Origin of the sequence: Alteriqipengyuania lutimaris (assembly GCF_003363135.1) — a bacterium.
GTDB classification, from domain to species: domain Bacteria; phylum Pseudomonadota; class Alphaproteobacteria; order Sphingomonadales; family Sphingomonadaceae; genus Alteriqipengyuania; species Alteriqipengyuania lutimaris.
In genome coordinates this window covers 46,773-67,535 of the sequence record NZ_QRBB01000002.1, presented here as the reverse complement: position 1 = coordinate 67,535, position 20,763 = coordinate 46,773, and the positions used below count along the sequence as shown (strand labels likewise).

At 63.0% G+C, this 20,763-nt stretch carries 19 protein-coding genes and 1 tRNA gene; 13 read left to right on the top strand and 7 right to left on the bottom strand.

Annotated elements, in window-relative coordinates; all coding sequences use genetic code 11:
- Positions 1-115: 115 nt before the first annotated feature.
- Entirely contained in the window at positions 116-2,401 is a 2,286-nt protein-coding gene (gene pnp / locus DL238_RS13525; protein WP_115492985.1) for a polyribonucleotide nucleotidyltransferase, read from the top strand.
- 143 nt (positions 2,402-2,544) lie between these two features.
- Positions 2,545-3,018 (top strand): GlcG/HbpS family heme-binding protein, encoded by a 474-nt coding sequence (locus tag DL238_RS13520; protein WP_115492984.1) that lies wholly within the window; start codon positions 2,545-2,547, stop codon positions 3,016-3,018.
- Between the two features lie 75 nt (positions 3,019-3,093).
- Here DL238_RS13520 and DL238_RS13515 read toward each other — a convergent pair whose 3' ends face one another.
- Positions 3,094-4,197 carry an NAD(P)-dependent alcohol dehydrogenase gene (locus DL238_RS13515; protein ID WP_115492983.1) on the bottom strand — a complete coding sequence of 368 codons (1,104 nt, stop codon included), beginning with the start codon at positions 4,195-4,197 and terminating at the stop codon, positions 3,094-3,096.
- A 96-nt stretch (positions 4,198-4,293) separates the two neighbouring features.
- On the opposite strand from DL238_RS13515, the gene DL238_RS13510 reads away from it, so the two are divergent.
- Positions 4,294-4,974 carry a spermine/spermidine synthase domain-containing protein gene (locus DL238_RS13510; protein WP_115492982.1) on the top strand — a complete coding sequence of 227 codons (681 nt, stop codon included), beginning with the start codon at positions 4,294-4,296 and terminating at the stop codon, positions 4,972-4,974.
- Positions 4,975-5,040: 66 nt separating this feature from the next.
- On the opposite strand, the gene DL238_RS13505 is transcribed toward DL238_RS13510, so the two are convergent.
- Together DL238_RS13505 and DL238_RS13500 are read right to left on the bottom strand one after the other, a co-directional pair.
- Positions 5,041-5,574: a DUF1993 domain-containing protein gene (locus tag DL238_RS13505; RefSeq protein WP_115492981.1), complete on the bottom strand. Its 534-nt coding sequence runs from the start codon at positions 5,572-5,574 to the stop codon at positions 5,041-5,043.
- Between the two features lie 105 nt (positions 5,575-5,679).
- Entirely contained in the window at positions 5,680-6,378 is a 699-nt protein-coding gene (locus tag DL238_RS13500) for a GcrA family cell cycle regulator (protein ID WP_115492980.1), read from the bottom strand.
- 102 nt (positions 6,379-6,480) lie between these two features.
- Between DL238_RS13500 and DL238_RS13495 the strand changes: the two genes are divergently transcribed.
- Positions 6,481-7,419, top strand: coding sequence for an ABC transporter permease (locus tag DL238_RS13495; RefSeq protein ID WP_115492979.1), 939 nt, complete (start codon positions 6,481-6,483; stop codon positions 7,417-7,419).
- Positions 7,420-7,453: 34 nt separating this feature from the next.
- Here the strand turns inward: DL238_RS13495 and hspQ are convergent, their stop codons facing one another.
- On the bottom strand, positions 7,454-7,834 hold the full coding sequence (gene hspQ / locus DL238_RS13490; protein WP_115492978.1) for a heat shock protein HspQ: 381 nt from the start codon (positions 7,832-7,834) through the stop codon (positions 7,454-7,456).
- Positions 7,835-8,002: 168 nt separating this feature from the next.
- On the opposite strand from hspQ, the gene DL238_RS13485 reads away from it, so the two are divergent.
- Positions 8,003-8,092: transfer RNA gene (locus DL238_RS13485), tRNA-Ser, on the top strand.
- 159 nt (positions 8,093-8,251) lie between these two features.
- Positions 8,252-9,658 carry a tyrosine-type recombinase/integrase gene (locus DL238_RS13480; RefSeq protein WP_234031114.1) on the top strand — a complete coding sequence of 469 codons (1,407 nt, stop codon included), beginning with the start codon at positions 8,252-8,254 and terminating at the stop codon, positions 9,656-9,658.
- A gap of 2,163 nt (positions 9,659-11,821) precedes the next feature.
- Here the strand turns inward: DL238_RS13480 and DL238_RS13470 are convergent.
- Together DL238_RS13470 and DL238_RS13465 are read right to left on the bottom strand one after the other, a co-directional pair.
- A complete protein-coding gene (locus DL238_RS13470) occupies positions 11,822-13,438 on the bottom strand; it encodes a GMC family oxidoreductase (RefSeq protein ID WP_115492976.1) in 1,617 nt (538 codons plus the stop codon).
- A 104-nt stretch (positions 13,439-13,542) separates the two neighbouring features.
- Complete coding sequence (locus DL238_RS13465) at positions 13,543-14,304, bottom strand: alpha/beta fold hydrolase (RefSeq protein WP_234031113.1); 762 nt, start codon at positions 14,302-14,304, stop codon at positions 13,543-13,545.
- A 201-nt stretch (positions 14,305-14,505) separates the two neighbouring features.
- On the opposite strand from DL238_RS13465, the gene DL238_RS13460 reads away from it, so the two are divergent.
- The 6 genes from DL238_RS13460 (at position 14,506) to DL238_RS13435 (ending at position 19,243) form a co-directional block, all read left to right on the top strand.
- Positions 14,506-14,940 (top strand): DUF305 domain-containing protein, encoded by a 435-nt coding sequence (locus tag DL238_RS13460; protein ID WP_234031112.1) that lies wholly within the window; start codon positions 14,506-14,508, stop codon positions 14,938-14,940.
- A gap of 2 nt (positions 14,941-14,942) precedes the next feature.
- The gene (locus DL238_RS13455) at positions 14,943-16,406 is read left to right on the top strand and encodes a YncE family protein (RefSeq protein WP_115492973.1); all 1,464 of its coding nucleotides are present in this window, start codon (positions 14,943-14,945) and stop codon (positions 16,404-16,406) included.
- Between the two features lie 34 nt (positions 16,407-16,440).
- Entirely contained in the window at positions 16,441-16,962 is a 522-nt protein-coding gene (locus DL238_RS13450; protein ID WP_115492972.1) for an RNA polymerase sigma factor, read from the top strand.
- Entirely contained in the window at positions 16,959-17,738 is a 780-nt protein-coding gene (locus DL238_RS13445) for an anti-sigma factor family protein (protein ID WP_115492971.1), read from the top strand. Before DL238_RS13450 ends, DL238_RS13445 begins: the two co-directional genes overlap by 4 nt.
- A gap of 77 nt (positions 17,739-17,815) precedes the next feature.
- A complete protein-coding gene (locus tag DL238_RS13440) occupies positions 17,816-18,646 on the top strand; it encodes an alpha/beta fold hydrolase (RefSeq protein WP_115492970.1) in 831 nt (276 codons plus the stop codon).
- A 30-nt stretch (positions 18,647-18,676) separates the two neighbouring features.
- Positions 18,677-19,243 carry a DNA-3-methyladenine glycosylase I gene (locus DL238_RS13435; RefSeq protein ID WP_115492969.1) on the top strand — a complete coding sequence of 189 codons (567 nt, stop codon included), beginning with the start codon at positions 18,677-18,679 and terminating at the stop codon, positions 19,241-19,243.
- A gap of 10 nt (positions 19,244-19,253) precedes the next feature.
- On the opposite strand, the gene DL238_RS13430 is transcribed toward DL238_RS13435, so the two are convergent.
- Complete coding sequence (locus DL238_RS13430; RefSeq protein ID WP_115492968.1) at positions 19,254-20,162, bottom strand: LysR family transcriptional regulator; 909 nt, start codon at positions 20,160-20,162, stop codon at positions 19,254-19,256.
- Positions 20,163-20,260: 98 nt separating this feature from the next.
- On the opposite strand from DL238_RS13430, the gene DL238_RS13425 reads away from it, so the two are divergent.
- The gene (locus tag DL238_RS13425) at positions 20,261-20,731 is read left to right on the top strand and encodes a hypothetical protein (RefSeq protein ID WP_115492967.1); all 471 of its coding nucleotides are present in this window, start codon (positions 20,261-20,263) and stop codon (positions 20,729-20,731) included.
- Positions 20,732-20,763 lie beyond the last annotated feature (32 nt).

Sequence of the window (20,763 nt, the reverse complement as noted above, 5' to 3'; positions counted from 1 at the left end):
ATCCGGCAGGGCGCGGACAAATGGGGCATATGAAGCGCCCCGCACCGGACCGGGACGGTATCCCCGGCAGTAGGCCCCGCCGTGCAATAAGGCTGGCGGGTCAGAAGGATAATCAATGTTCGATACGAAAACAGTCAGTCTGGAGTGGGGCGGAAAGACCCTCACTCTGGAAACCGGCCGCATTGCCCGTCAGGCCGACGGCGCCGTGCTGGCCACCTATGGCGAAACCGTGGTGCTGTGCGCCGTGACGGCCGCCAAGAAGGTGAAGGAAGGGCAGGATTTCTTCCCGCTCACCGTCAACTATCAGGAAAAGTTCTCTGCCGCCGGGCGCATCCCGGGCGGCTTCTTCAAGCGTGAAGCGCGTCCGACCGAAAAGGAAACGCTGGTTTCGCGCCTGATCGACCGCCCCGTGCGGCCGCTGTTCCCCGAAGGTTTCTACAACGAAATCAACGTTATCTGCCAGGTCCTCAGCTTCGATGGCGAGACCGAGCCGGATATCGTCGCGATGATCGCGGCCTCGGCTGCGCTGACCATCAGCGGCGTGCCCTTCATGGGCCCGATCGCGTCGGCACGCGTCGGCTTCCGCAATGGCGAATACGAACTGAACCCGACCCAGAGCGCCGCTCTGGACGACGAAGGCCGCCTCGACCTGGTCGTCGCTGCGACCAACGACGCGGTGATGATGGTCGAATCCGAAGCCAAGGAACTGACCGAGGAAGAAATGCTTGGCGCCGTCATGTTCGCGCATGACGAATGCCGCAAGGTCATCGGTGCGATCATCGACCTGGCCGAGCAGGCCGCCAAGGATCCGTGGGAACTCGCCAGCGGCGACGATCACTCGGACATGAAGTCGGCGATCAAGCAGATGATCGGCGACGACATCGCCAAGGCCTACAAGCTGACCGACAAGTCCGCCCGTTCGGACGCGCTCAACGAAGCGCGCGAGAAGGTGAAGGCGCACTATTCGAGCGAAGAGTTCGACGGCCAGCAGAAGATGACCGCGATCAAGCTGGTCAAGAAGCTGGAAAGCGAGATCGTTCGCGGCGCCATCCTCAAGGACGGCCAGCGGATCGACGGGCGCAAGCTCGACGAGGTTCGCCCGATCGAAGCGATCGTGGGCCTGCTGCCCCGCACGCACGGTTCCTCGCTGTTCACGCGCGGTGAGACGCAGGCGATCTGCACCACCACGCTGGGCACCAAGGATGCCGAGCAGATGATCGACGGGCTCGAGGGCCTTTCGTACAATCACTTTATGCTGCACTACAACTTCCCGCCCTATTCGGTCGGCGAAGTGGGTCGCTTCGGCTTCACCGGCCGTCGCGAGATCGGCCACGGCAAGCTCGCATGGCGCGCGCTGCACCCTGTGCTGCCGAGCCATGAAGACTTCCCTTACACGATCCGCGTCCTGTCCGACATCACCGAGTCGAACGGCTCGTCCTCGATGGCGACCGTATGCGGTGGCTGTCTGTCGATGATGGACGCGGGCGTTCCGATCGAGCGTCCTGTCAGCGGCATCGCGATGGGCCTGATCCTCGAAGGCGACGATTTCGCCGTCCTGTCGGACATTCTGGGTGACGAAGATCACCTGGGCGACATGGACTTCAAGGTCGCGGGTTCGGAAAACGGCATCACCTCGCTCCAGATGGACATCAAGGTTGCCGGCATCACGCAGGAAATCATGACCAAGGCGCTCGAGCAGGCGAAGGCCGGCCGCGCGCACATCCTGGGTGAAATGACCAAGGCGCTGGGCTCCGCACGTACGGGCGTGTCCAAGCATGCTCCGCGTATCGAGACGATGCAGATCGACAAGTCGAAGATCCGCGACGTCATCGGCACGGGCGGCAAGGTGATCCGCGAGATCGTCGCTGAAACCGGCGCCAAGGTCGACATCGACGACGAAGGCGTGATCAAGATCTCGTCCTCCAATGCCGACGAGATCGAAGCTGCGAAGCGCTGGATCGAAGGCATCGTCGAGGAAGCCGAAGTCGGCAAGATCTACAACGGCAAGGTCGTCAACATCGTCGACTTCGGTGCGTTCGTGAACTTCATGGGTGGCAAGGACGGCCTCGTCCACGTCTCCGAAATGAAGAACGAGCGGGTCGAGAAGCCGACCGATGTCGTCTCCGAAGGCCAGGAAGTGAAGGTCAAGGTCCTCGAGATCGACAACCGCGGCAAGGTCCGCCTGTCGATGCGCGTCGTCGACCAGGAAACCGGCGAAGAGCTGGAAGACACCCGTCCGCCGCGTGAAAAGCGCGAAGGCGGCGGTGATCGCGGTCCGCGCGGTGACCGTGGCGGCGATCGTCGCGGCAATCGCGGTGGTCGCGGTGGCAATCGCGACGGCGGCAATGGCGGCGGGGGCAATGATGGCCCCGCGCACATGCCCGACTTCCTCAAGGACTAATGTCCGCTTCCTGCTGACTGCAGGAAGACAAGACACGAAGAGGGCCGCGGGGCATTGCGCTCCGCGGCCCTTTTTCGTGCGCGCGCTTGCCTTTCGCCCGCCACTTCGCATGCTAGGGCCGGGTTCGAAGGGAAGGGGACGCAATGCGCCACATGATAGTTTCGGGAGCGATCGCGGCAGCGCTGCTTGGACCGTGCGGCATGCCCGCCGCCGCGCAGGAAAGCCGCACGGTGCTCACCTATGCCGCCGCATCCGAGGTTCGCGATGGCTGTGTCGCCTGGGCGAGCGAGCGCGACCTGACGATCTCGCTCGCGGTGTTCGACGATGCCGGGCGCCTGATCACCACCGCGCATATGGACGGAACGCCCACCGCCATCGCCGAGGTCGCGCAGTGGAAGGGCAAGTCGGCTGCAACCTATCGCCAGCCGAGCGCGGCCACTGCGACATGGGGCGGCAGCGCGCCTCTGCTGGCGGACTGGGCGGGCGGCGTGCCGTTCTCCGCCCCCGATGGCACTCCGCTGGGCGCGATCGGCGTCTCGGGCGCATCGGGTGACGAGGATGTCGCCTGTGCGCTTGCAGGCATCGCCGCAGCTAGGCTGGTCGCACCGGAAGGCTGACGGACATGCGAAGGGCCGCGAAGCTGTGCGCTGCGCGGCCCCCCGTGTGTTTCCCGGCTGTCGTCGGGTCGAAGGTCAGCCCATTTCGAGGATCGGCTTGAACACCTTGCCATCGTGCAGGTCGGCCACCGCTTCGTTGATCTTGTCGAAGGGGTAGCGCTTCACGAGCTTGTCGAACGGGAACAGGCCCTTCTGGTAGAGATCGACCAGCGTCGGGATGAACTGCTTCACCTTCGAATCGCCTTCGACGCAGCCGACGATCTTGCGGCCCGAGAGGATCTGTTCGTTGGCATCGAAGGAATATTCGGTCCCGGCAGGCGGCGCACCGACCACCACCATGGTGCCGCGCTGGGCGAGCGATTCCCACGCCGCGCGTGCGGCGGTGGCGTTGCCGCTGCATTCGATGGAGTAGTCTGCGCCAGAGCCCGTGATCTTGCGGACCTGTTCGGGAACGTTCGCATCCTTGGTAACGTGCACCGTGTCGGTCGCGCCCAGTTCCTTCGCGAGCGTCAGGCGATCCTCGTTCGTATCGACCGCGATGATCGGCGAGCATCCGGCAACCTTCGCGCCCATGATCGCCGCCATGCCGACGCTGCCGACGCCCGAGACGAGCAGGCTCGATCCCGCGGGCGGCTGTGCGGTGCGCATCACGGCGCCCGCGCCGGTCTGGATGCCGCAGCCCAGCGGGCCGAGCAGCGAGATGTCCACGTCGGCATCGATCTTCACCACGTTGCGTTCGTGCGCGATCGAATGGGTGGCAAAGCTCGATTGCTGGAAGAAGGCGGCGTTCGGGCCATCGTCGAAGACGGGCGCATCGTCGCCCTGCCGCTTGTTCATGAAGTTGAGCGGATTGAAGTCTGCACAATAGGCGGGGTCGCCTTCCTGACAGGGGCGGCAATGGCCGCACGAGCCGTAGGACAGCACGACATGGTCGCCCTCTGCGATATCGGTCACGTGCGATCCGGTCGCGACGACCTTCCCGGCGCCTTCGTGGCCGAGGACGACGGGGTAGTTCGTCGGCAGGTCGCCCGCCTGCACCGCGAGGTCGGTATGGCACACGCCTGTCGCGACCAGCTCGATCAACACTTCGTGCGGGCCGGGATCGGCGATCGCGCGCTCTTCGATTGTATAGTCCGCTCCTGCTTCGGAAACGATGGCGATGCGGGCGGTGGTGGTCATGAGAATTCTCCTTCGGGGGTTGCCCCTCATAACTTTTCGCGAAGGGTCCGCGTTCCGGCCTATCGCCCGCGCAAGGTAGCGTTTATCGCAACGCCCATGCTGCCACGCGAAACAATCGCCACCGCCCAGATCCCCGACGGGAAGGAGCTGACGCTCGTCAGCCACGGGCGCGACTTCATCATCATGCTCGGCCGGGACGAGCTGATGGGGACGCGCATGCAGTTTTCCGAAGAACAGCTCGCGGTGCTCACGCTGGCGGAGCTGGACGCGCCCAAGCCCCGCATCCTTATCGGTGGCTTCGGCATGGGCTTCACCTACCGCGCCGCGCTGGCGAACCTGCCCTCCGGTGGCGAGGTCGTGGTGGCCGAGCTGGTGCCCGAAATCCTCGAATGGGCGCGCGGGCCGCTGGCGCATCTCAGCGCCGAGAGCCTCGACGATCCGCGTGGGGAAGCGATCCTGTGCAATGTCGAGGCGCTGATCGACGATGCGAACGACGGCACGAGCGCAAAGTACGATGCGATCCTGCTCGATGTCGACAACGGCCCCGACGGGATCGTGGTCGACAGCAATTTCCGCCTCTACACGCGCACCGGCATCGCCAAGGCGAAGGACGCGCTGAACCCCGGCGGGATCATGGCGATCTGGTCCGCCGCACCCGATCACAAGTTCACCACCCGGCTGAAGGATGGCGGGTTCGAGGTCGAGGTGCGCGAAGTGCGCGCGCGGCCCAACAACAAGGGCCCGCGCCACACCATCTGGTTCGCGCGCAAGCGCTAGAGCTGGTTCGCGCGCAAGCGTTAGGGCTGGTTCGCGCGCAAGCGCCGAGGTGCAGCGCGGCGCGCGCTAGTCGGCGCTCTGCTTGACCCGCATCGCGCCCAGATAATCGCGCTTCCCGATTTCCACGCCCGCCATCCGCAGGAGGTCGTAGGCCGTGGCCGAGTGGAAATAGACATTGGGGTTCGAAAAGCTGAGCAGGAAATCCTGCACGGTGAAATCGAGCCGGAACTTGTCGCCGATGGCAAAGACCATGTCGTTCCCGGCGAGGCCTTCCAGCTCGTCCTCGCTCACCGCCTCGCACGATTGGCGCGCGGTCGCGATCATGTCGCGCAGGGTGGCGAAATCCTCGGGATAGGGGGTCATGTCGGGCGAGAAGCGCCCTTCGCGTGCGCCTGCCAGCGCAAGATGCGTGTGCGTCCAGCAGCTCTTGATCTGGTAGGCGAGCGGCAGCATGTCGTCGATCAGGCGCGTTTCGAGCAGCGCCTTTTCCTCGATCTTGCCGTCCTTCACGAAGCCTTCGGCCTTGTCGATCAGGCCGTCGACGGCACCCAGCACCTGGAGCCAGTTGGGGATGATCGCCTGATGCAGTGAAAGCGCCATGTTTGTCTCCGTGGCTGAAACGAAGCAGCCCGGCTTTCTGAGACAGAGAGCCGGGCTGCGTTGATATTGGTCGTTCTGGTCGTCCGGCGCGTGTGCGAACGCGCCTCAGCGCACCCGCGGGCCGCCATAGGGCAGCGGGGGCGGGGGACGGCGGCTGCCGCGCGGCAGCTGCGCCTGGTAGGCCCGTCCGCAATGCTCCACGCAATAGGGGAAGCCGGGGTTCACGGCCTCGCCGCAGAAGTGGAAATCGGGCTCGCCCGGATGGCCCATCGGCCAGCGGCAGACCTTTTCCGACAGGTCGAGCAGGCTCGTCTTGTCGGCGATCGAAGGATCGGGCTTGGCGGGCACAAGCCGGCGCGGCGGAGCGGGCGGGATCGGCGGCTGCTGGTCGCCCGGCCCCTGGCGAAGGAAGCCGCCGGGGCCGACCGAGACGATCCGCGGGCTGGGCGCGGGCTTGTCGGCCTGCTGCTCGCCAGCGGGAGCGTCGGGCCCCTGCGCCTGCGGAGCTGCGGCGGGCTTGGGCTCCGGCGCGGCTTTTGCCGCCGGTGTCGGAGTGGGTGCGGGGGCCGCGGCCGGCGCAGGCGCCGCCTTGGGCTTCGGCGCAGGCTTGGCCTTGGGCGCGGGCTTGGTCTTCTTTTCGGCGGCTTTCACGGGCGAGGGGCGCGATTTCAGCCCCAGCCGGTGCGCCTTGCCGATCACCGCATTGCGCGAGACATCGCCCAGTTCCTTGGCGATCTCGGTCGCGGTGGCGCCGCTTTCCCACATGCGCTTGAGGGTCCCGGTGCGCTCTTCAGTCCAACTCATCGAATATCCATCTGTCTGGTGCCAGCCTTGTCCATTGGCCACATACCTAGGGATTGCAGGCCCGGGTTGCCACCCTTCGCCGACGCGCTTAGGCGGCGGAGCATGAGCGATCAAGCGCCGCCGGCATCCGCCCCCGAATCAGACAACGCATTCGCCAGTGCATCCGACACCGCGCCGGCGAGCCTCGACGCGCGAGGCGCCGTCGCATCGACGCTGCCCGAATGGGGTGCGCCGCGTATTCACGGGATCAACCGGATCGGGCTGTGGAGCCTCTATCTCAAGGAAGTCCGCCGCTTCTTCAAGGTTCAGACGCAGACCGTGTGGGCCCCCGCCTTTACCACGCTGCTGTTCCTCGTGATCTTCTCGGTCGCGCTGGGGCGGGGCGGGCGCGAGATTCTCGGCGTGCCGTTCGAAAGCTTCCTCGCGCCCGGTCTGATCGTCATGGCGATGATGCAGAACAGCTTTGCCAATTCCAGCTTCAGCTTCCTGTCGGGCAAGATCCAGGGGACGATCATCGACCTGCTGATGCCGCCGTTGTCGCATGGCGAGCTGCTGGCAGGGATCGTAGGTGCGGCGGTGACGCGCGCGGTGCTGGTCGGCTGCGCGGTGGCGCTGGCGATCTGGCTCTACCCCGGCGCGGACCTGACCATCGCGCATCCATGGGCGATTGCGTGGTTCGGGTTGATGGGGGCGCTGATGCTCGGCTTCTTCGGCCTTGCGACCTCGATCTGGGCGGAAAAGTTCGACCACAACGCCGCCGTGACCAATTTCATCGTCGCACCGCTCAGCCTGCTGTCTGGCACGTTCTACACGATCGACCGGCTGGAAGAGCCGTTCTACACGATCAGCCACTTCAACCCGTTCTTCTACGTGATCTCGGGCTTCCGATACGGGTTTATCGGGCAGAGCGATATTGCCGGGCACATGGAAGCGGGCGCGGAGCCCGTGATCTGGGCGGGTGCAGGGCTGCTCGCCTTCAACACTCTGCTGGCGCTGGGCGTCTTCGCGCTGCTCAAGTCGGGGTGGAAGATCCGGTCCTAGAGCGGGGCGCAATGGCCGCGCCTTTGACGCAAGCCTAGTGCGTCATGCCCGGCTGCATCACGTAGCGGCCATCGGCGAAATCGTCGAACATGTCGGAAATGCTCGGATGGTCGACCGGCCCGCCGGTCCCGTCGGCCACCAGGTTCTGCTGGCTGACATAGGCGACGTAATAGGCATCGTCGCTTTCGGCGAAGAGGTGATAATAGGGCTGGTCGCGTTCGGGCCGGATATGTGCGGGGATCGATTCGTACCACTCCTCGCTGTTGGCGAAGGTGGGATCGATGTCGAACACGACGCCGCGAAAGTCGAACATCTTGTGACGAACGACGTCGCCCACGCCGAACCGGGCCTGCCGGGTAAACGGTACGTCGATGTGACGGCCCGCCTGATGCGAAAAGAACTGCGAAAGCTGCATTCCCTACAAGATAGATCGCCGGGCCCCCGCGCACAATGGTTAGCGCGTGCCTAATGTGCAAATCGGGTGCCGGAAGGGCTTGGCAGCGCCCCCGCATTAGGCTAGCTGCGCCGCTCCCGGCCCTCCGGCGCATCATCATGGCGCCGTGACATACGCCCCTTTTTTTGCGGAGAGGTGGCAGAGAGGTCGAATGCGCCGCACTCGAAATGCGGTATGCGGGCAACCGTATCGTGGGTTCGAATCCCACCCTCTCCGCCACCGGCCTTTGCAGACCGGTCCGATCTTCACCGAAATCCTGCGGAAAGCTTTACAATCCCGCCATTTGCGACTCCAATGTTGTCCGACGCCATCCACCCCTAGCCGAACGCAGGTGGGGGTAGATCGGGGGTAACGATTCAAGCTGCTTGGGGGTATCGGATGCTGACGGACAAGGCTGCGCGCGCGGCTACCGCACAGGACAAAGCTTACAAGCTCACTGACAGCCGAGGTCTGCACCTCCACGTGTCCGCAAGCGGATACAAAAGCTGGCGTTATAAGTATCGCTTCGAGAAGAAGGAACGCCTGCTGACGCTCGGCGCATACCCCGAGGTTTCGTTGGCCGATGCTCGCGAAAAACGGGACGAGGCTAAGAAGATCCTGCGTGAGGGTCGTGACCCCCGCCACGCAGCAAGGCGCGGACGATTGGTGGGCGCAAGTGGCTCGGTAAAGTCATTCGAGGACGTGGCGCGCGAGTGGCACGCTCTGCAGATCGAACGCTGGAAGCCTGTCCATGCCAGCGATGTCATCACGAGCCTAGAACGTGATATCTTTCCGCATCTCGGATCGATGCCGATGGCCGAGATCGACAAGCCCCTGCTGCTATCGATCCTGCGCAAGATCGAGGGCCGCGGCGCGATAGAGACCGCCCGGCGAGTCAAGCAGCGCGTGGCTGCCATCTATCGCTACGCCAATGCCGAAGGGGCAATGCTCGAAAACCCTGCGGCGGACATCAACGATGCATTGAAGCCTTTGCCGCCTTCGAAGCGCTATCCCGCCTTGGTTGATGTGGGCTCCATACGCAGCATGATCGGCGACATCGACCGAGCGGGTGCCTCGCCGGTCAATCGTCTCGCTGCCCGATTGCTGGCCCTGACCGCGCAGAGGCCCGGTATGGTGCGGTTCATGGAGTGGAACGATATTATCGGCATCGATTGGGCTAACGCCGATGCGGAGTGCAGTGATGCACTCTGGAAAGTGCCAGCGGACAAGATCAAGCAGGAGCTTCACCTTCGAAGCGATGAAGCGTTCGAGCATCCCGTCCCACTTTCGTCGCAAGCGGTGGAATCATTACGCGCCGTCCGCTGGCTGACAGGACGCTCGTCGTTCGTCTTTCCCGGCACTCGGTCAGGTCTGAAGCCGATCAGCGAGAATGCAATCGGCTATCTGTACAATCGCGAAGGATACAAGGGGCGCCATGTGCCGCATGGCTGGCGCTCCAGCTTTTCGACCATCATGAACGAACAGGCCGAGCGCGAGCTTGGGACGGACCTGCGTCTCTTGGCCGATCGAATGATTGTCGACCTAATGCTAGCCCATACGCCGAAGGGGATGAGCGCCAGCGAGCTTCGCTACAACCGCGCCGCTTACATGCCGTGTAGACGCGAACTAGCTCAACGCTTCTTTCGACACCCCGCGCCTTATTCCGGGGCCCAGGCGACGGTTTCGACCGTCTGGCCGGTGGTGTTGAAGCTGCTCAGGGTTTCGGCTTCGGCGAGGGTGCTGGCGCTGCTGCAGCCGACGTCTCGCAGGAAGCCGCTGCCCCGGCCGCGCAGGAACTCGTCGTAGGCCGAGCGCAGCGTCATAACATTCCATCGGGAGCCAGAGGGAACGCCGAAGGTGCTGGAATAGATGGTGGGGGTTCCACCCTTCGCTGCCATGCACCGCCAGTACCGCATCTTGGGGGCCGGTGCCGGTGCCGGTGACGGTGCCGCTACCGTGGCGAGTGCGGGCGCGGCCTCCACCGTCTTCACCTCGATGCCCGAGGATGATGCGCCCTGTTCACTAGCGCCCGACCCCTGCGCCGCGCGATATTGCGCGTTGCCCTGCGCCAGGCCGCGGTCGATCGAATCCTGAAGCTGCGCTTCCATCTGCGCGTTGCTGGCCGCGACCTCGGCGCTGCCCTTCGCCATGGCGGTGGCCATCTGGTCGTTGCCGCTGGTGGCCGCCGCGCCCTTCAACATCAGCCCTGCCGCAGTCGCCCCATCCGCGCCACCCGCCATAGCGGCCACCCCGCCGACCGCCGCACCCAGCAGCGTGCCGAACAGGCCGCCGCTCCCGCGTTGTTTGGGTGCGGTCAATCTGGCGATTGTCGATTGGATGTCGGGTCCGGCCGGAACGTAATCGAAAGTGATGGTCTTCTTCCACTTTCCGTTCTTCAACCTGAACGTGCTTTCCGTGTAACCGCCGGAAGGGCGGGACCGGGACTCAACACGCGCTTCAGGATAATTCACATCCAGGCCGGACGCGGTAACTAAGACACTATCCGCGTTGGCGCCCGCTACGGTTTTGGTCATCGGATCATAAGAATACATAATCCAGGTAAACGGTTGCTGAGAAATCCTGCCTTTTGTCACATCGGCAGAATCGACGAAAAGCGAAACGCCCGGAACATTCCAGTAGTAATAGTTAACTCGCCTTTGGCTGCCGTCCGAGCTAGCCTTGGCCGAAAATGCCCGCCCCGTGCGATCGGCGAGGGCACCCCAGACCTGAGCGCCAACAACTGGGTTTTGGACGCGCTTAAGCTCTTGGCCTGCTTCGGCGACCTCCTGTGGCGACAGGCGCCGATAGGTGATCGGTTCGTACTGAAGGGGCCGGCCCTGAAACAGAGAGGTCCGTTCCAGCAACAACTGCGAACCTTCGTCCACAAGGGTGAAGTGAAGCCTGTCGGATTGGTCGCCCTTCGTAACTTCGATTGTCGTGCCGGAAACCCGTGTGATCCATTCGCCAGATGCGTCCGTCCAGACGGGGCGACCATGGCGCAGTTCGATCGAAGAGGATTTTTCCCTTAGAATGTCTTCGAAGCGTATTTCTTGTCCGGACGCAGAGGGTTCGAACCGGAGAATGCTGCCGGGCGCGTACCAGTATCCTCCATCGGCCAGAATGGCGAAGGCCAGCCAGGCATCGCTCGCGAGGGGATCCGCTCCGACTTGGTCCGACGCCATGCTCCCGCTCGCCAGCTTTTCAAGCAGGGCCTTGCGCAGCACGTCACAGACTTCGGTTTTCTGACCGCCAGAGCACTGATCGGCGTAGGATTGCTCCAGGCTCTGTGCTGTCGCAGGGGCCGACAGGAAAAGCGCGGCTGCAGCAAGCGCGCGGGTCGTAGTCATGGTTCAGTCTGCACCAACAGATTTCGACAGTTCGCATCTACATCTATCAAATTACGGCATTGTCAATGCCGCAGAGCACCGCCTAGGCTAACGGCAGCTTTACATGAAATTGGAATTAAACCGGACGATCGGCAACCGGCCCAGTTCCTGCCCGTCGGATATGCGCCCCATTTTCGGCCGTTCCGCCCGGAACGGAGATCGCCTGAAAGCGGACACCAGATCGATCTTCTCCGAAGCATCAGCATTGGTTGACGATCCGAAAAGTCTCCTTCGGTGCGCAGATTTGCTAACGTCGGCATTCGTTCACCAATACGCGGAAAAAGCGAACCTTTGTCCATGATTGAGGACAGTCCTGATTGATAGCAAATGCGGAGGTTTGCCCCTCACACGGCGCTGTTTCGGCTGACCCGACCTTTGTGGTCAATCATGCATCCGAGCACCATTTCGACAGAATTGTTCAGGCATACGAGCCTTCCAATCAAGGGCATTGATGGATCAGAATCGTAACTGATGAGGTCCTTATCGGGCAGCTGCGCACATGCGCTCGACGTTGCGCCGGCGAACGTTGCCCCCCCGCAGGCTGGAGGATGGGCGGCAACCCGGTCCCCACAGCCCGCCGACGTTACAGTCGATAGGTGTCGCAAATGATCTGCGCTGCCCGTTCCCCGACGATGGCGCAGGGCGCTTGGATATTACCTGTCGGGACTTGGGGGAAGACCGAGGCGTCAGCTACTCGCAAGCCTTCCACGCCCCGGACCTTAAGTGCCGCGTCGACAACCGCCAAGTCGTCGCGCCCCATCCGTGCTGTGCCGCTCTGGTGCCAGTAAGTGACCGCGGCGTCGCGCAGGAAGCGATAGTCGGTCGGGTTACCCTCGCCAGGAATCGCCTCTCGCTTGACGAATGGCGCGAATGAAGTCGCTGCGCCCAGATCGCAGCAAAGTTTGACGCATGCTCTCGCGGCCTCGACATCGGCAGGATCAGACAGCATGTTGGGATCGACGATCGGTGGCGCGTGGAGATCGCTCGAAGCAAGTCGCACGTGGCCTCGGCTTTTCGGATGGGCGAGCCCGCCGAACATTGTCCAGCCATGCTCTGGGACACCCAAGGCAGCGGTGCGCTCACTCGGTACGGGGAACTCCACCTGACACAGTAGCAGGTCGGGGGCGGCCAGCTCGGGCCGTGATTTCCAGTACAGCTTGGCCTCGCTCCCGCTGTTGCGCGGGGCCAGCGGCTGACGGTATTCCCAAGTGCAGCAGAAGGCGACGTGATCCTGCAGGTTCTGGCCGACACCAGGGATGTGCTCAACCAGAGGAATGCCGAGCCGGGCGAGTTCGCCGCGCTCGCCCAGGCCTGAAAGCATGAGCAGCTTTGGCGTGTTTATTGCGCCAGTGGAGACGATTACCTCGCTGCCGACGCCGATCGATCGAATCTCTCCTTCTCGCTCAATCTCGACACCCGATGCCCGGCGCCCGTCGAAGAGAATTCGCCGGACTAGCGTATTCGTGAGAATGGTCAGGTTCGAACGGTTCGCGAAAGGCCGAAGATACGCGCGATACAGCGAGTGACGGCGGCCGTCGCGCACCAGCATGTCGGAAATTGCGGCACCACCTTCGCCCTCCATCATGCGGCCGTTAGGGCTGTCGAACCGCGGGATGCCAAGTTCCTGAGCGGCGTCCAGGAGCGCACCGGCAATGGGACTGGGATCGGCAGCGGGCTGGACCCAGACGGGGCCATCGGTGCCCCGGTAGCGCGGGTCGGGCGCCCCCTGCCAATTCTCGATCCGGCGATAGATCGCCCGTACCGCATCGGCACCCCACTCGGGGTCACCGGATACGGCTGCATAATCGTCCCAGTCGCTACGATGGCCGTGCGCCCAGACCATCACGTTGACGCTCGAGCCGCCGCCGAGGCCCTTACCCATCGACATCGACAGCGCGCGTCCGTCGAGGTGCGGGTTTGGCTCGGCCTGAAAGCCCCAGTCGCGCGCGCTGCCTAGGTTGGTCGGCCATAGGGCCGGATCGAGCACACTCTCATCCTCGTCATCGCCCCCGGCTTCGATGAGGAGTACCTGGCAGTCGGCGTTCTCGGCGAGGCGCCGGGCCACGACAGAGCCGGACGATCCCCCGCCGCAGACGATGAAATCATAGGACGGCTTCAAACTGGCATTGAGCCGTTGCTGGTTCTCGCGAGCGCGGCGTTCGAAATCGGCAATGTCGGTAGGGGTGGCTTGATTGGTCATGATGATATCCTTTGACCGGACATAGCTCCGCCATTGCGCGCAAGGCGGCAAAGCCCGCCGACGCACATTGGACATCCGGATTGTGGTTCGTGGGGCAGGGGAAGTTAGTTGGCTTCAGCCGGGGCTTGGCGGGCTGCTTCGTCGATCACGTCGGCGACCACCCTGGGCTGGGTCATGAAGACCGCATGGCTGGCCGCGACTTCGATTACCTTCGCGCCGATGCGGTCCGCCATGTCGTGCAGCATGCGCTGGTCGAACGCGCGATCATCGGTGGCGATGACCGCCCAGCTCGGTTTGCTGCGCCAGGCGGCATTTTCGAGCACGGTGCCGAACACCGACATGTTGATAGGAACCTGTGAATCCCGCAGGAACGCGGCGTCGGCTTCGGTAGCATCGGCGGCAAAGCCCGCGCGGAAGTTCTCGGCCTTGATGAAACCGAAGCCGTCAGTGTGCGTGTCGATAATGAATTCGGGCGGCGTGGTGTAGCCGTCATATTGCTGCGCAGTCGTTTCTCCTGCATCGGGCGAAAGTGCGGAAACGTAAACGAGAGCGCTGACTTTCGGGTGTACGCCTGCTTCGGTGATCACCGTTCCGCCCCAGCTGTGCCCGACCAGCACGGCCGGACCGTCCTGCCGGTCGAGGGCCCTCTTGGTCGCAGCGACATCGTCGGCCAGCGAGGTAAGGGGATTCTGAACAATGGTAACGCGGTATCCCCGGGCGGTCAGCTCGTCATAGACACCGCGCCAGCCCGATCCATCTGCGAAGGCACCATGCACGAGAACCACGTTGCGCGATTGACTATGGGGCTCGTCCTGAGTGGATTTCTCTGTCGATTGCGCAGCGGTGGACACCGAAAGCGCAAGCATGGCCGCGATGATTGGTCTGGTAGTCATAGGTCACGTCTCTCGTAGTTGCGATCCACGAGAGACAAGCAAGGCGCGAAATTATTCCCTCGGCCCGAATTTAATCGCACGGTTTCGCCGACCGAAAGAAAATTGTCAGGCAGCTGGAATAATCGATCTCCGTCGCTGTCTACTCACCATGGCTAAACATGGGGTGATCATGACATGACATTCGAAAGAGGTGCCAGCGCCGTACTGGCCATCTGCATTATGGCTGCCGCGTCCACCCCGGCCTTGGCAAAGGAAGCGGGTCATCATTCCGCGATGGCGGATGAATGGACCAGTCGGATATCGCCGGATGCCGCCGCTTTCCTCGCCGAAAACGCGCAGGCGATGGCGCGCATGATGGAGTTGATGCACGTGGCCCCGACCGGGGACATCGACAAGGACTTCGTCACCCTGATGATCCCCCATCATCAGGGTGCCATCGACATGGCGCGCGCCGTGCTGCGGTCGAGCCGCAATGAGGCGGTCAGGCGTCTCGCGCAGGAAATCATCGTCACTCAAGAAGACGAAATCCGGGCGATGCGGCTGGCGATCGGAATTCACGCAATGCCGGCAGCGTCGCCAACCGGCAGCACAACCAGGCAGGGCCGCTGACCATGAATCGCCCCTTTTACGCCCTTCTTCTTTTGGCTGGCTCCGCCCTCGCGCCCTTGTCGGTGGCGACCGCGGGACAACCGCCGCGTTCCGCCACAGCGCCGGATGTTGCGATCAGTGCGAGGGATCGGATTTATGCGGCCGACCAATTCTCGAATACCGTATCGGTTATCGATCCGGCGACTAACCGCCTGCTTGGTGTGATCCGGCTGGGCGATCCGCAGCCCGCCAATCTCAGCCCGCTCTATCGCGGCCAGCTTCTCGTCCACGGTCTCGGCTTTTCACCCGACGGAAAGACACTCGCAGTCGTGTCGATCGGTTCCAACTCGGTCACCTTCATCGACACCGCCACCAACGCGGTGAAAGCCACCACCTATGTCGGACGCTCTCCGCATGAGGCCTTCTTTACGCCCGACGGACGCGAGCTGTGGGTCACGATCCGGGGCGAAGACTATGTCGCGGTTATCGACACCACGACCTTTGCCGAAACGAAGCGCATTCGCGTGCCGGCGGGCCCCGGAATGCAGATTTTCTCTCCGGATGGCGACTATGGCTATGTCTGCTCATCGTTCACCGCCGAGACGGTCGCAATCAGGCTCGCCGATCATCAGATCGTCGGCCGGATCCGGCAGGACTCGCCGTTCTGTCCCAATATCGCAGCAAGCCCCGACGGGACGCAGGTCTGGCTGACACTGAAGGACATCGGGCGCGTCATGATCTTCGATGCGCGGCCACCCTTCAAAGTAATCCACACGATCGACACCGGCCCGCTCACCAACCACGTCAACTTCGCGCAGACGGCGGCCGGGACATTCGCCTATGTCACGGTCGGCGGGTTGAATGCCGTCAGGGTGTTCAGCACGGACAGCTTCGAGGAAACGGCGACGATCCCGGTCGGCAAGCTGCCGCATGGCCTTTGGCCTTCAGGCGATGGCAGTCGCATCTATGTCGGTCTGGAGAACGCGGACATGATCGCCGCGATCGACACCTCGAGCAATCGTGTGGTCGCGGAAATTCCGGTCGGCCAAGCGCCTCAAGCTGTCGTCTATGTCCCGAATGCTGTTGCCAAAGGCGATGGCACAGCGGGGCTGACACCGCCTGGCCTGGCAGCGCAATCCGTTCAGCTCTCGCTTTACGCCGTCGGTTCGCCCTCAGATTCGCCATCGACCAGCGTCACACTCTTCGACCAAGGATTGACGCAGGTGCTGCAGGCGGCCGTTGCCGGGCTGGAGCCGCGCAAGCCGTATGTGCTCGCGTTGGCAGAGCAGCCGGATGGCAGCGGCGCGATCGAGCCACTTGCGAGCTTCACGACGAACCCGGCTGGCTCGGCTGTCGTCAATGCCGTGGGTCCGATCAGGCAGGTCGTTCGCGACGCACCGGGCGATCGATCGCGCTTCCTCGTTATCGTGCCCGGGTCTATGACCGAATACGGGCCGCCTGTTCAGCTACAATCGCGCGCGTCGTGACCGCGCTGCGATCGGGAGAAAGGCCGTGCAGGATATGATGGCTCTTGTCGAACCAATGATCCCTTCGCTGCGGCGCTATGCGCGCAGCCTGCTGCGCGATCAGAGTGCTGCCGACGATCTGGTGCAAGATTGCCTTGAGCGCGTAATCAGCCGTTGGCACCAGCGCCGAAGCGATGGTCACCCGCGTACGTGGGTCTTCACCATTCTGCATAATCTTGCGATCAACCGTCTCAAGCAGTCGGCGCGCCGCGGAGTCCACCTCGCGGTGGAAAACGTCGATGAAGCCGCATTCGCGACGCCACCCGCGCAGGAAGAGCGGTTGCATCATGGTGCGATCCTCGATGCGCTGTCCTTGCTGCCCGAAGACCAGCGCAGCGTGTTGCTCCTCGTCTCGGTCGAGGACCTTTCCTATGCGGAGACGGCGTCGGTGCTCGACATTCCGATCGGGACCGTAATGTCCCGGCTTTCTCGCGCCCGTCATCGCCTTGCGAGGTTGATGGATGATGGTCCGGGCCAATCCGCTACCGTGGGCACAGCACTGAGGAGCGTCAAATGAGCCGTCCAATCTCAGAGGACGATCTTCACGCCTTCGTGGACGGCGCATTGTCCGACAGCCGCCGCGCGGAAGTAGAAGCCTATCTCGAAAGCAATCCAGAGGTGGCCGAACGGTATGCGCAGTTCGGCGTACAACGCGAAGCGCTCCGCGCGGCGTTCGACCCCATTGCGGCCGAGCCGGTGCCGCCGAACCTCAATCTGCATCACCTGGTGGCCACTCGCCACCGCCCAACCCGGCCGGCCTGGCAAGGCGCCGCGGCAGCCTGCCTCCTCCTGCTGGCCGGAGGAAGCAGCGGCTGGATGCTTCGCGGCATAGGCATGGAACAGACCACTGGCATCGACGCGGTCGCTCAGGAGGCATCCTATGCCTACGCGGTCTTCGGTTCGGATAGCGGCCGTCCTGTCGAGATCGCGGCAACCGAGAGTGATGCGTTGCTGGGCTGGGTCGAGACGCGCCTATCCGAACCGGTCTCGTTGCCGGACCTGTCAGGGGCCGGTTACCGGTTCATCGGCGGCCGGGTCGTCGCCACGCGGAACGGGCCCGCTGGCCTCCTGATGTATGATGACGCGGAAGGCACGCGCATCGCCATCATGATGCGGCCGATGGTGCGACGCGACGAGAATGCGCCCATGGCAAAGCATCGCGAAGGCGACGTGGTAGGGTACGCCTGGGCAGACGACGGCATGGGTTACAGCCTCGTCGGCGGTCTCGACGTTGCCGACGTCCTGCATCCGATCGCCGATGAAGCACGCCGGCAACTTTTGGCGAGCACATGATGCTGCGCACCGCCTGTCGCGATGCGCAGCCTGTTTGGATTTCAAAATCGTAACTTTCAATCAACGGAGCGCAAAAGATGACTTTCGTGACAACTGATGATGGCGTCGAAATCTTCTATAAGGACTGGGGGCCGAAGGACGCCCAGGCCATCATGTTCCATCACGGCTGGCCGCTCAGTTCGGACGACTGGGATGCGCAACTCATCTTCTTTGTGAACAAGGGCTACCGCGTCATCGCTCACGACCGGCGGGGCCATGGACGATCCTCGCAAGTTTCTCACGGCCACGATATGGATCATTATTCGGCGGACGTTGCCGCCGTCATCAATGCGCTCGATCTGACCAACGTGATCCATGTCGGCCATTCGACCGGCGGCGGCGAGGTCGCCCGCTATGTGGCGCGCGCCGAGCGGGGCCGGGTGAGCAAGGCGGTCCTGATCGGTGCCGTTCCTCCGATCATGGTCAAGACGGACGATTATCCCGGCGGACTGCCGATGGACGTGTTCGACGGGTTTCGCACCTCGCTCGCTGCCGATCGCGCCAGCTTCTATCGCGAAGTCGCCGAAGGGCCCTTCTATGGCTTCAACCGCCCCGATGTGCAGGCGCTCGAGGCAGTGATCGACAACTGGTGGCGGCAGGGCATGATGGGCGGCGCCAAAGCGCATTACGACGGGATCAAGGCATTTTCGGAGACCGACTTCACCGAGGACCTCAAGGCAATCGAAGTGCCGACGCTGATCATGCACGGCGACGATGACCAGATCGTCCCGATCGACAACAGCGCGAGGCTCGCGATCGACCTCCTGAGCAATGGCGAACTGAAGGTCTATCAGGACCTTTCGCACGGCATGGCAACCGTCAATGCGGACGTCATCAATGCAGACCTGCTGGCCTTCATCCAGGGGTGATCTCCGGACGTAAAAGCCGAGGCATTACCGATGTCTGACAGCAATCGCCTCTCGCGTTGCGAGTGGGCGGCCAGCGATGCGGACCTGCGCCGCTATCACGACAGCGAATGGGGCGTTCCCCAGCACGATCCGCGCATGTTGTGGGAGATGCTGATGCTGGAAGGGTTCCAGGCCGGGCTGGCGTGGGTGACTATCCTCCGCAAGCGGGCGGCATTTCGCGAAGCCTTTGCCGGGTTCGACCCGGCAAAGGTCGCTGCCTTCGATGAAGCCGATTTCGCAAAGCTGATGGAGAATCCGGGCATCGTGCGTGCGCAAGCGAAGATCCGCGCTACGATCGCAGGCGCGCAAATCTACTGCGACATGCGCGATCGGGGCGAAAGCTTCGATGCGTTCTGCTGGTCGTTCACCGACGGCAAGGTGATCACCAATCTGGGCACGGAATGGATCGCCAGTTCGCCCCTTTCCGAGGCGATATCGACAGAGCTGAAACGGCGCGGCTTCAAATTTGTCGGGCCGAAGATCGTCTATGCCTGGCTGCAGGCTGTCGGCATCGTCAATGACCATGCGCGAGACTGCTTTCGCCGCGATCAGGTGTAGGCGCGTCCGCTCATCTGTCCCGGGCTGATCGGGCAAGCTCGCGCGCCAGATCCACGAACACCTTGAAGGCAGCAGGCGGATTGCGCCTGCTCGGATAATAAAGGCACAGCGGCGATAGCGGTGGTGTCCAGTCTTCCAGCATGCGCACCAGCCGCCCCTCCTCCATGTCCCGCCACACATCGGATTCCATGAAATAACCGATACCCACGGACTCCAGCACTGCGATGCGCGCAAGGCTGGCCTCGTCCAAGGTTATTGGTCCTTGGACATCCACCTGCACTGGCTGCCCTTCGGCTTCGAACTGCCACCGATAGAGCGCACCGTTAGGCAGGCGTGTGCGAATGCAGGCATGGGCAAGCAAGTCGGCAGGGACGGCGGGGGTCTGTCGCCCAGCCAAGTATGTGGGCGTGGCGACGACGGCAATGCGCCGTGCCGGGCCGATAGGGATCGCGATCATATCGGAGGGAACTAGCTTCTGGCTGCGCACGCCAAAGTCGAAACCCTCCGCCACCACATCGACAAGGTTTCCTTCCGTCACGACATCGATGTGCACATCGGGAAAGCGGCGCGTGTATGCGATTACAAGCGGCGCAAGCATTTCCCTCCCCGCCGTAGCGAAGGTGTTGATGCGCAGCGTTCCCGAAGGAGTCTCCTGCTGCGAGCGGACCGTATCGAGCGCATGGTGGATATCCGTCAGCGCAGGCGTCACCTGATCGACGAACCTGCGTCCGGCCTCCGTCAGCGAAACGCTGCGGGTGGTCCGGTTGAACAAGCGCACTCCCAGCTGCCCCTCCAGCTTAGCGATCGCGTTGCTCAGCGCGCTGGTGGACATGCCCAGTTCGAGCGCGGCGGCGCGGAACGACCCCTTGCGGCTGATCGCCAGCACCGCATCGAAGTCGGAGAGGTTGTAATTCCGCATTATCCTGATTCTCCGAACATCACGTCCAGATTTATCCTGCTTATCGGGATCGAGGCAATGGCCTAGATTTCTGCCGGAGGGGCAATGGAGTACAGCAAATGCAATATTATCAGGTGTTCATCAGTGCCGAACAGACCGTTCAGGCTCACCGCATCCTTGACGCGCTGATTGCCAAGCAACTTGTCTTCGGCGGTCCCGTGGTCGGTGGTCCGGCCAAATTCCTATGGAACTTCAAAGATAGTGACGTTCCTGAAGGCATGCGCGAACACAAGCTTTTCACGCTCGAACAGGATTATAACTACATCATTAGCTACACCCGCGAGGACTTGAAGGAAGAGCTGGTCGAGGTGGCTGAAACGGCTGCCCTCGAAGAGGTTTGCATGATCTCTTTCCTGCCGATGGAACCCAACCGCTCGCTGCGAATCCTGCTCGACGCATCCTTCGGAGGCCGCGGCGCCAGCCTGCCGCCCGAGGAAGTCGACGCCGTGGCTGCGCTGACCTTCGTGCCAAAGGCTGAGATTTCCAGTCGGACCAAGAGCTCAAGCGGCGCCATCAGCAGCCGCCGCTGATCCCGGCGCGCGCGTAATTTGCAAATCCAGAA

Bases quoted from the DNA above. Each gene is read 5' to 3' on its own strand.
- pnp (WP_115492985.1), top strand. From the start codon at position 116: ATGTTCGATACGAAAACAGTCAGTCTGGAGTGGGGCGGAAAGACCCTC.
- DL238_RS13520 (WP_115492984.1), top strand. From the start codon at position 2,545: ATGCGCCACATGATAGTTTCGGGAGCGATCGCGGCAGCGCTGCTTGGA.
- DL238_RS13515 (WP_115492983.1), bottom strand. From the start codon at position 4,197: ATGACCACCACCGCCCGCATCGCCATCGTTTCCGAAGCAGGAGCGGAC.
- DL238_RS13510 (WP_115492982.1), top strand. From the start codon at position 4,294: ATGCTGCCACGCGAAACAATCGCCACCGCCCAGATCCCCGACGGGAAG.
- DL238_RS13505 (WP_115492981.1), bottom strand. From the start codon at position 5,574: ATGGCGCTTTCACTGCATCAGGCGATCATCCCCAACTGGCTCCAGGTG.
- DL238_RS13500 (WP_115492980.1), bottom strand. From the start codon at position 6,378: ATGAGTTGGACTGAAGAGCGCACCGGGACCCTCAAGCGCATGTGGGAA.
- DL238_RS13495 (WP_115492979.1), top strand. From the start codon at position 6,481: ATGAGCGATCAAGCGCCGCCGGCATCCGCCCCCGAATCAGACAACGCA.
- hspQ (WP_115492978.1), bottom strand. From the start codon at position 7,834: ATGCAGCTTTCGCAGTTCTTTTCGCATCAGGCGGGCCGTCACATCGAC.
- DL238_RS13480 (WP_234031114.1), top strand. From the start codon at position 8,252: ATGCTGACGGACAAGGCTGCGCGCGCGGCTACCGCACAGGACAAAGCT.
- DL238_RS13470 (WP_115492976.1), bottom strand. From the start codon at position 13,438: ATGACCAATCAAGCCACCCCTACCGACATTGCCGATTTCGAACGCCGC.
- DL238_RS13465 (WP_234031113.1), bottom strand. From the start codon at position 14,304: ATGCTTGCGCTTTCGGTGTCCACCGCTGCGCAATCGACAGAGAAATCC.
- DL238_RS13460 (WP_234031112.1), top strand. From the start codon at position 14,506: ATGACATTCGAAAGAGGTGCCAGCGCCGTACTGGCCATCTGCATTATG.
- DL238_RS13455 (WP_115492973.1), top strand. From the start codon at position 14,943: ATGAATCGCCCCTTTTACGCCCTTCTTCTTTTGGCTGGCTCCGCCCTC.
- DL238_RS13450 (WP_115492972.1), top strand. From the start codon at position 16,441: ATGATGGCTCTTGTCGAACCAATGATCCCTTCGCTGCGGCGCTATGCG.
- DL238_RS13445 (WP_115492971.1), top strand. From the start codon at position 16,959: ATGAGCCGTCCAATCTCAGAGGACGATCTTCACGCCTTCGTGGACGGC.
- DL238_RS13440 (WP_115492970.1), top strand. From the start codon at position 17,816: ATGACTTTCGTGACAACTGATGATGGCGTCGAAATCTTCTATAAGGAC.
- DL238_RS13435 (WP_115492969.1), top strand. From the start codon at position 18,677: ATGTCTGACAGCAATCGCCTCTCGCGTTGCGAGTGGGCGGCCAGCGAT.
- DL238_RS13430 (WP_115492968.1), bottom strand. From the start codon at position 20,162: ATGCGGAATTACAACCTCTCCGACTTCGATGCGGTGCTGGCGATCAGC.
- DL238_RS13425 (WP_115492967.1), top strand. From the start codon at position 20,261: ATGCAATATTATCAGGTGTTCATCAGTGCCGAACAGACCGTTCAGGCT.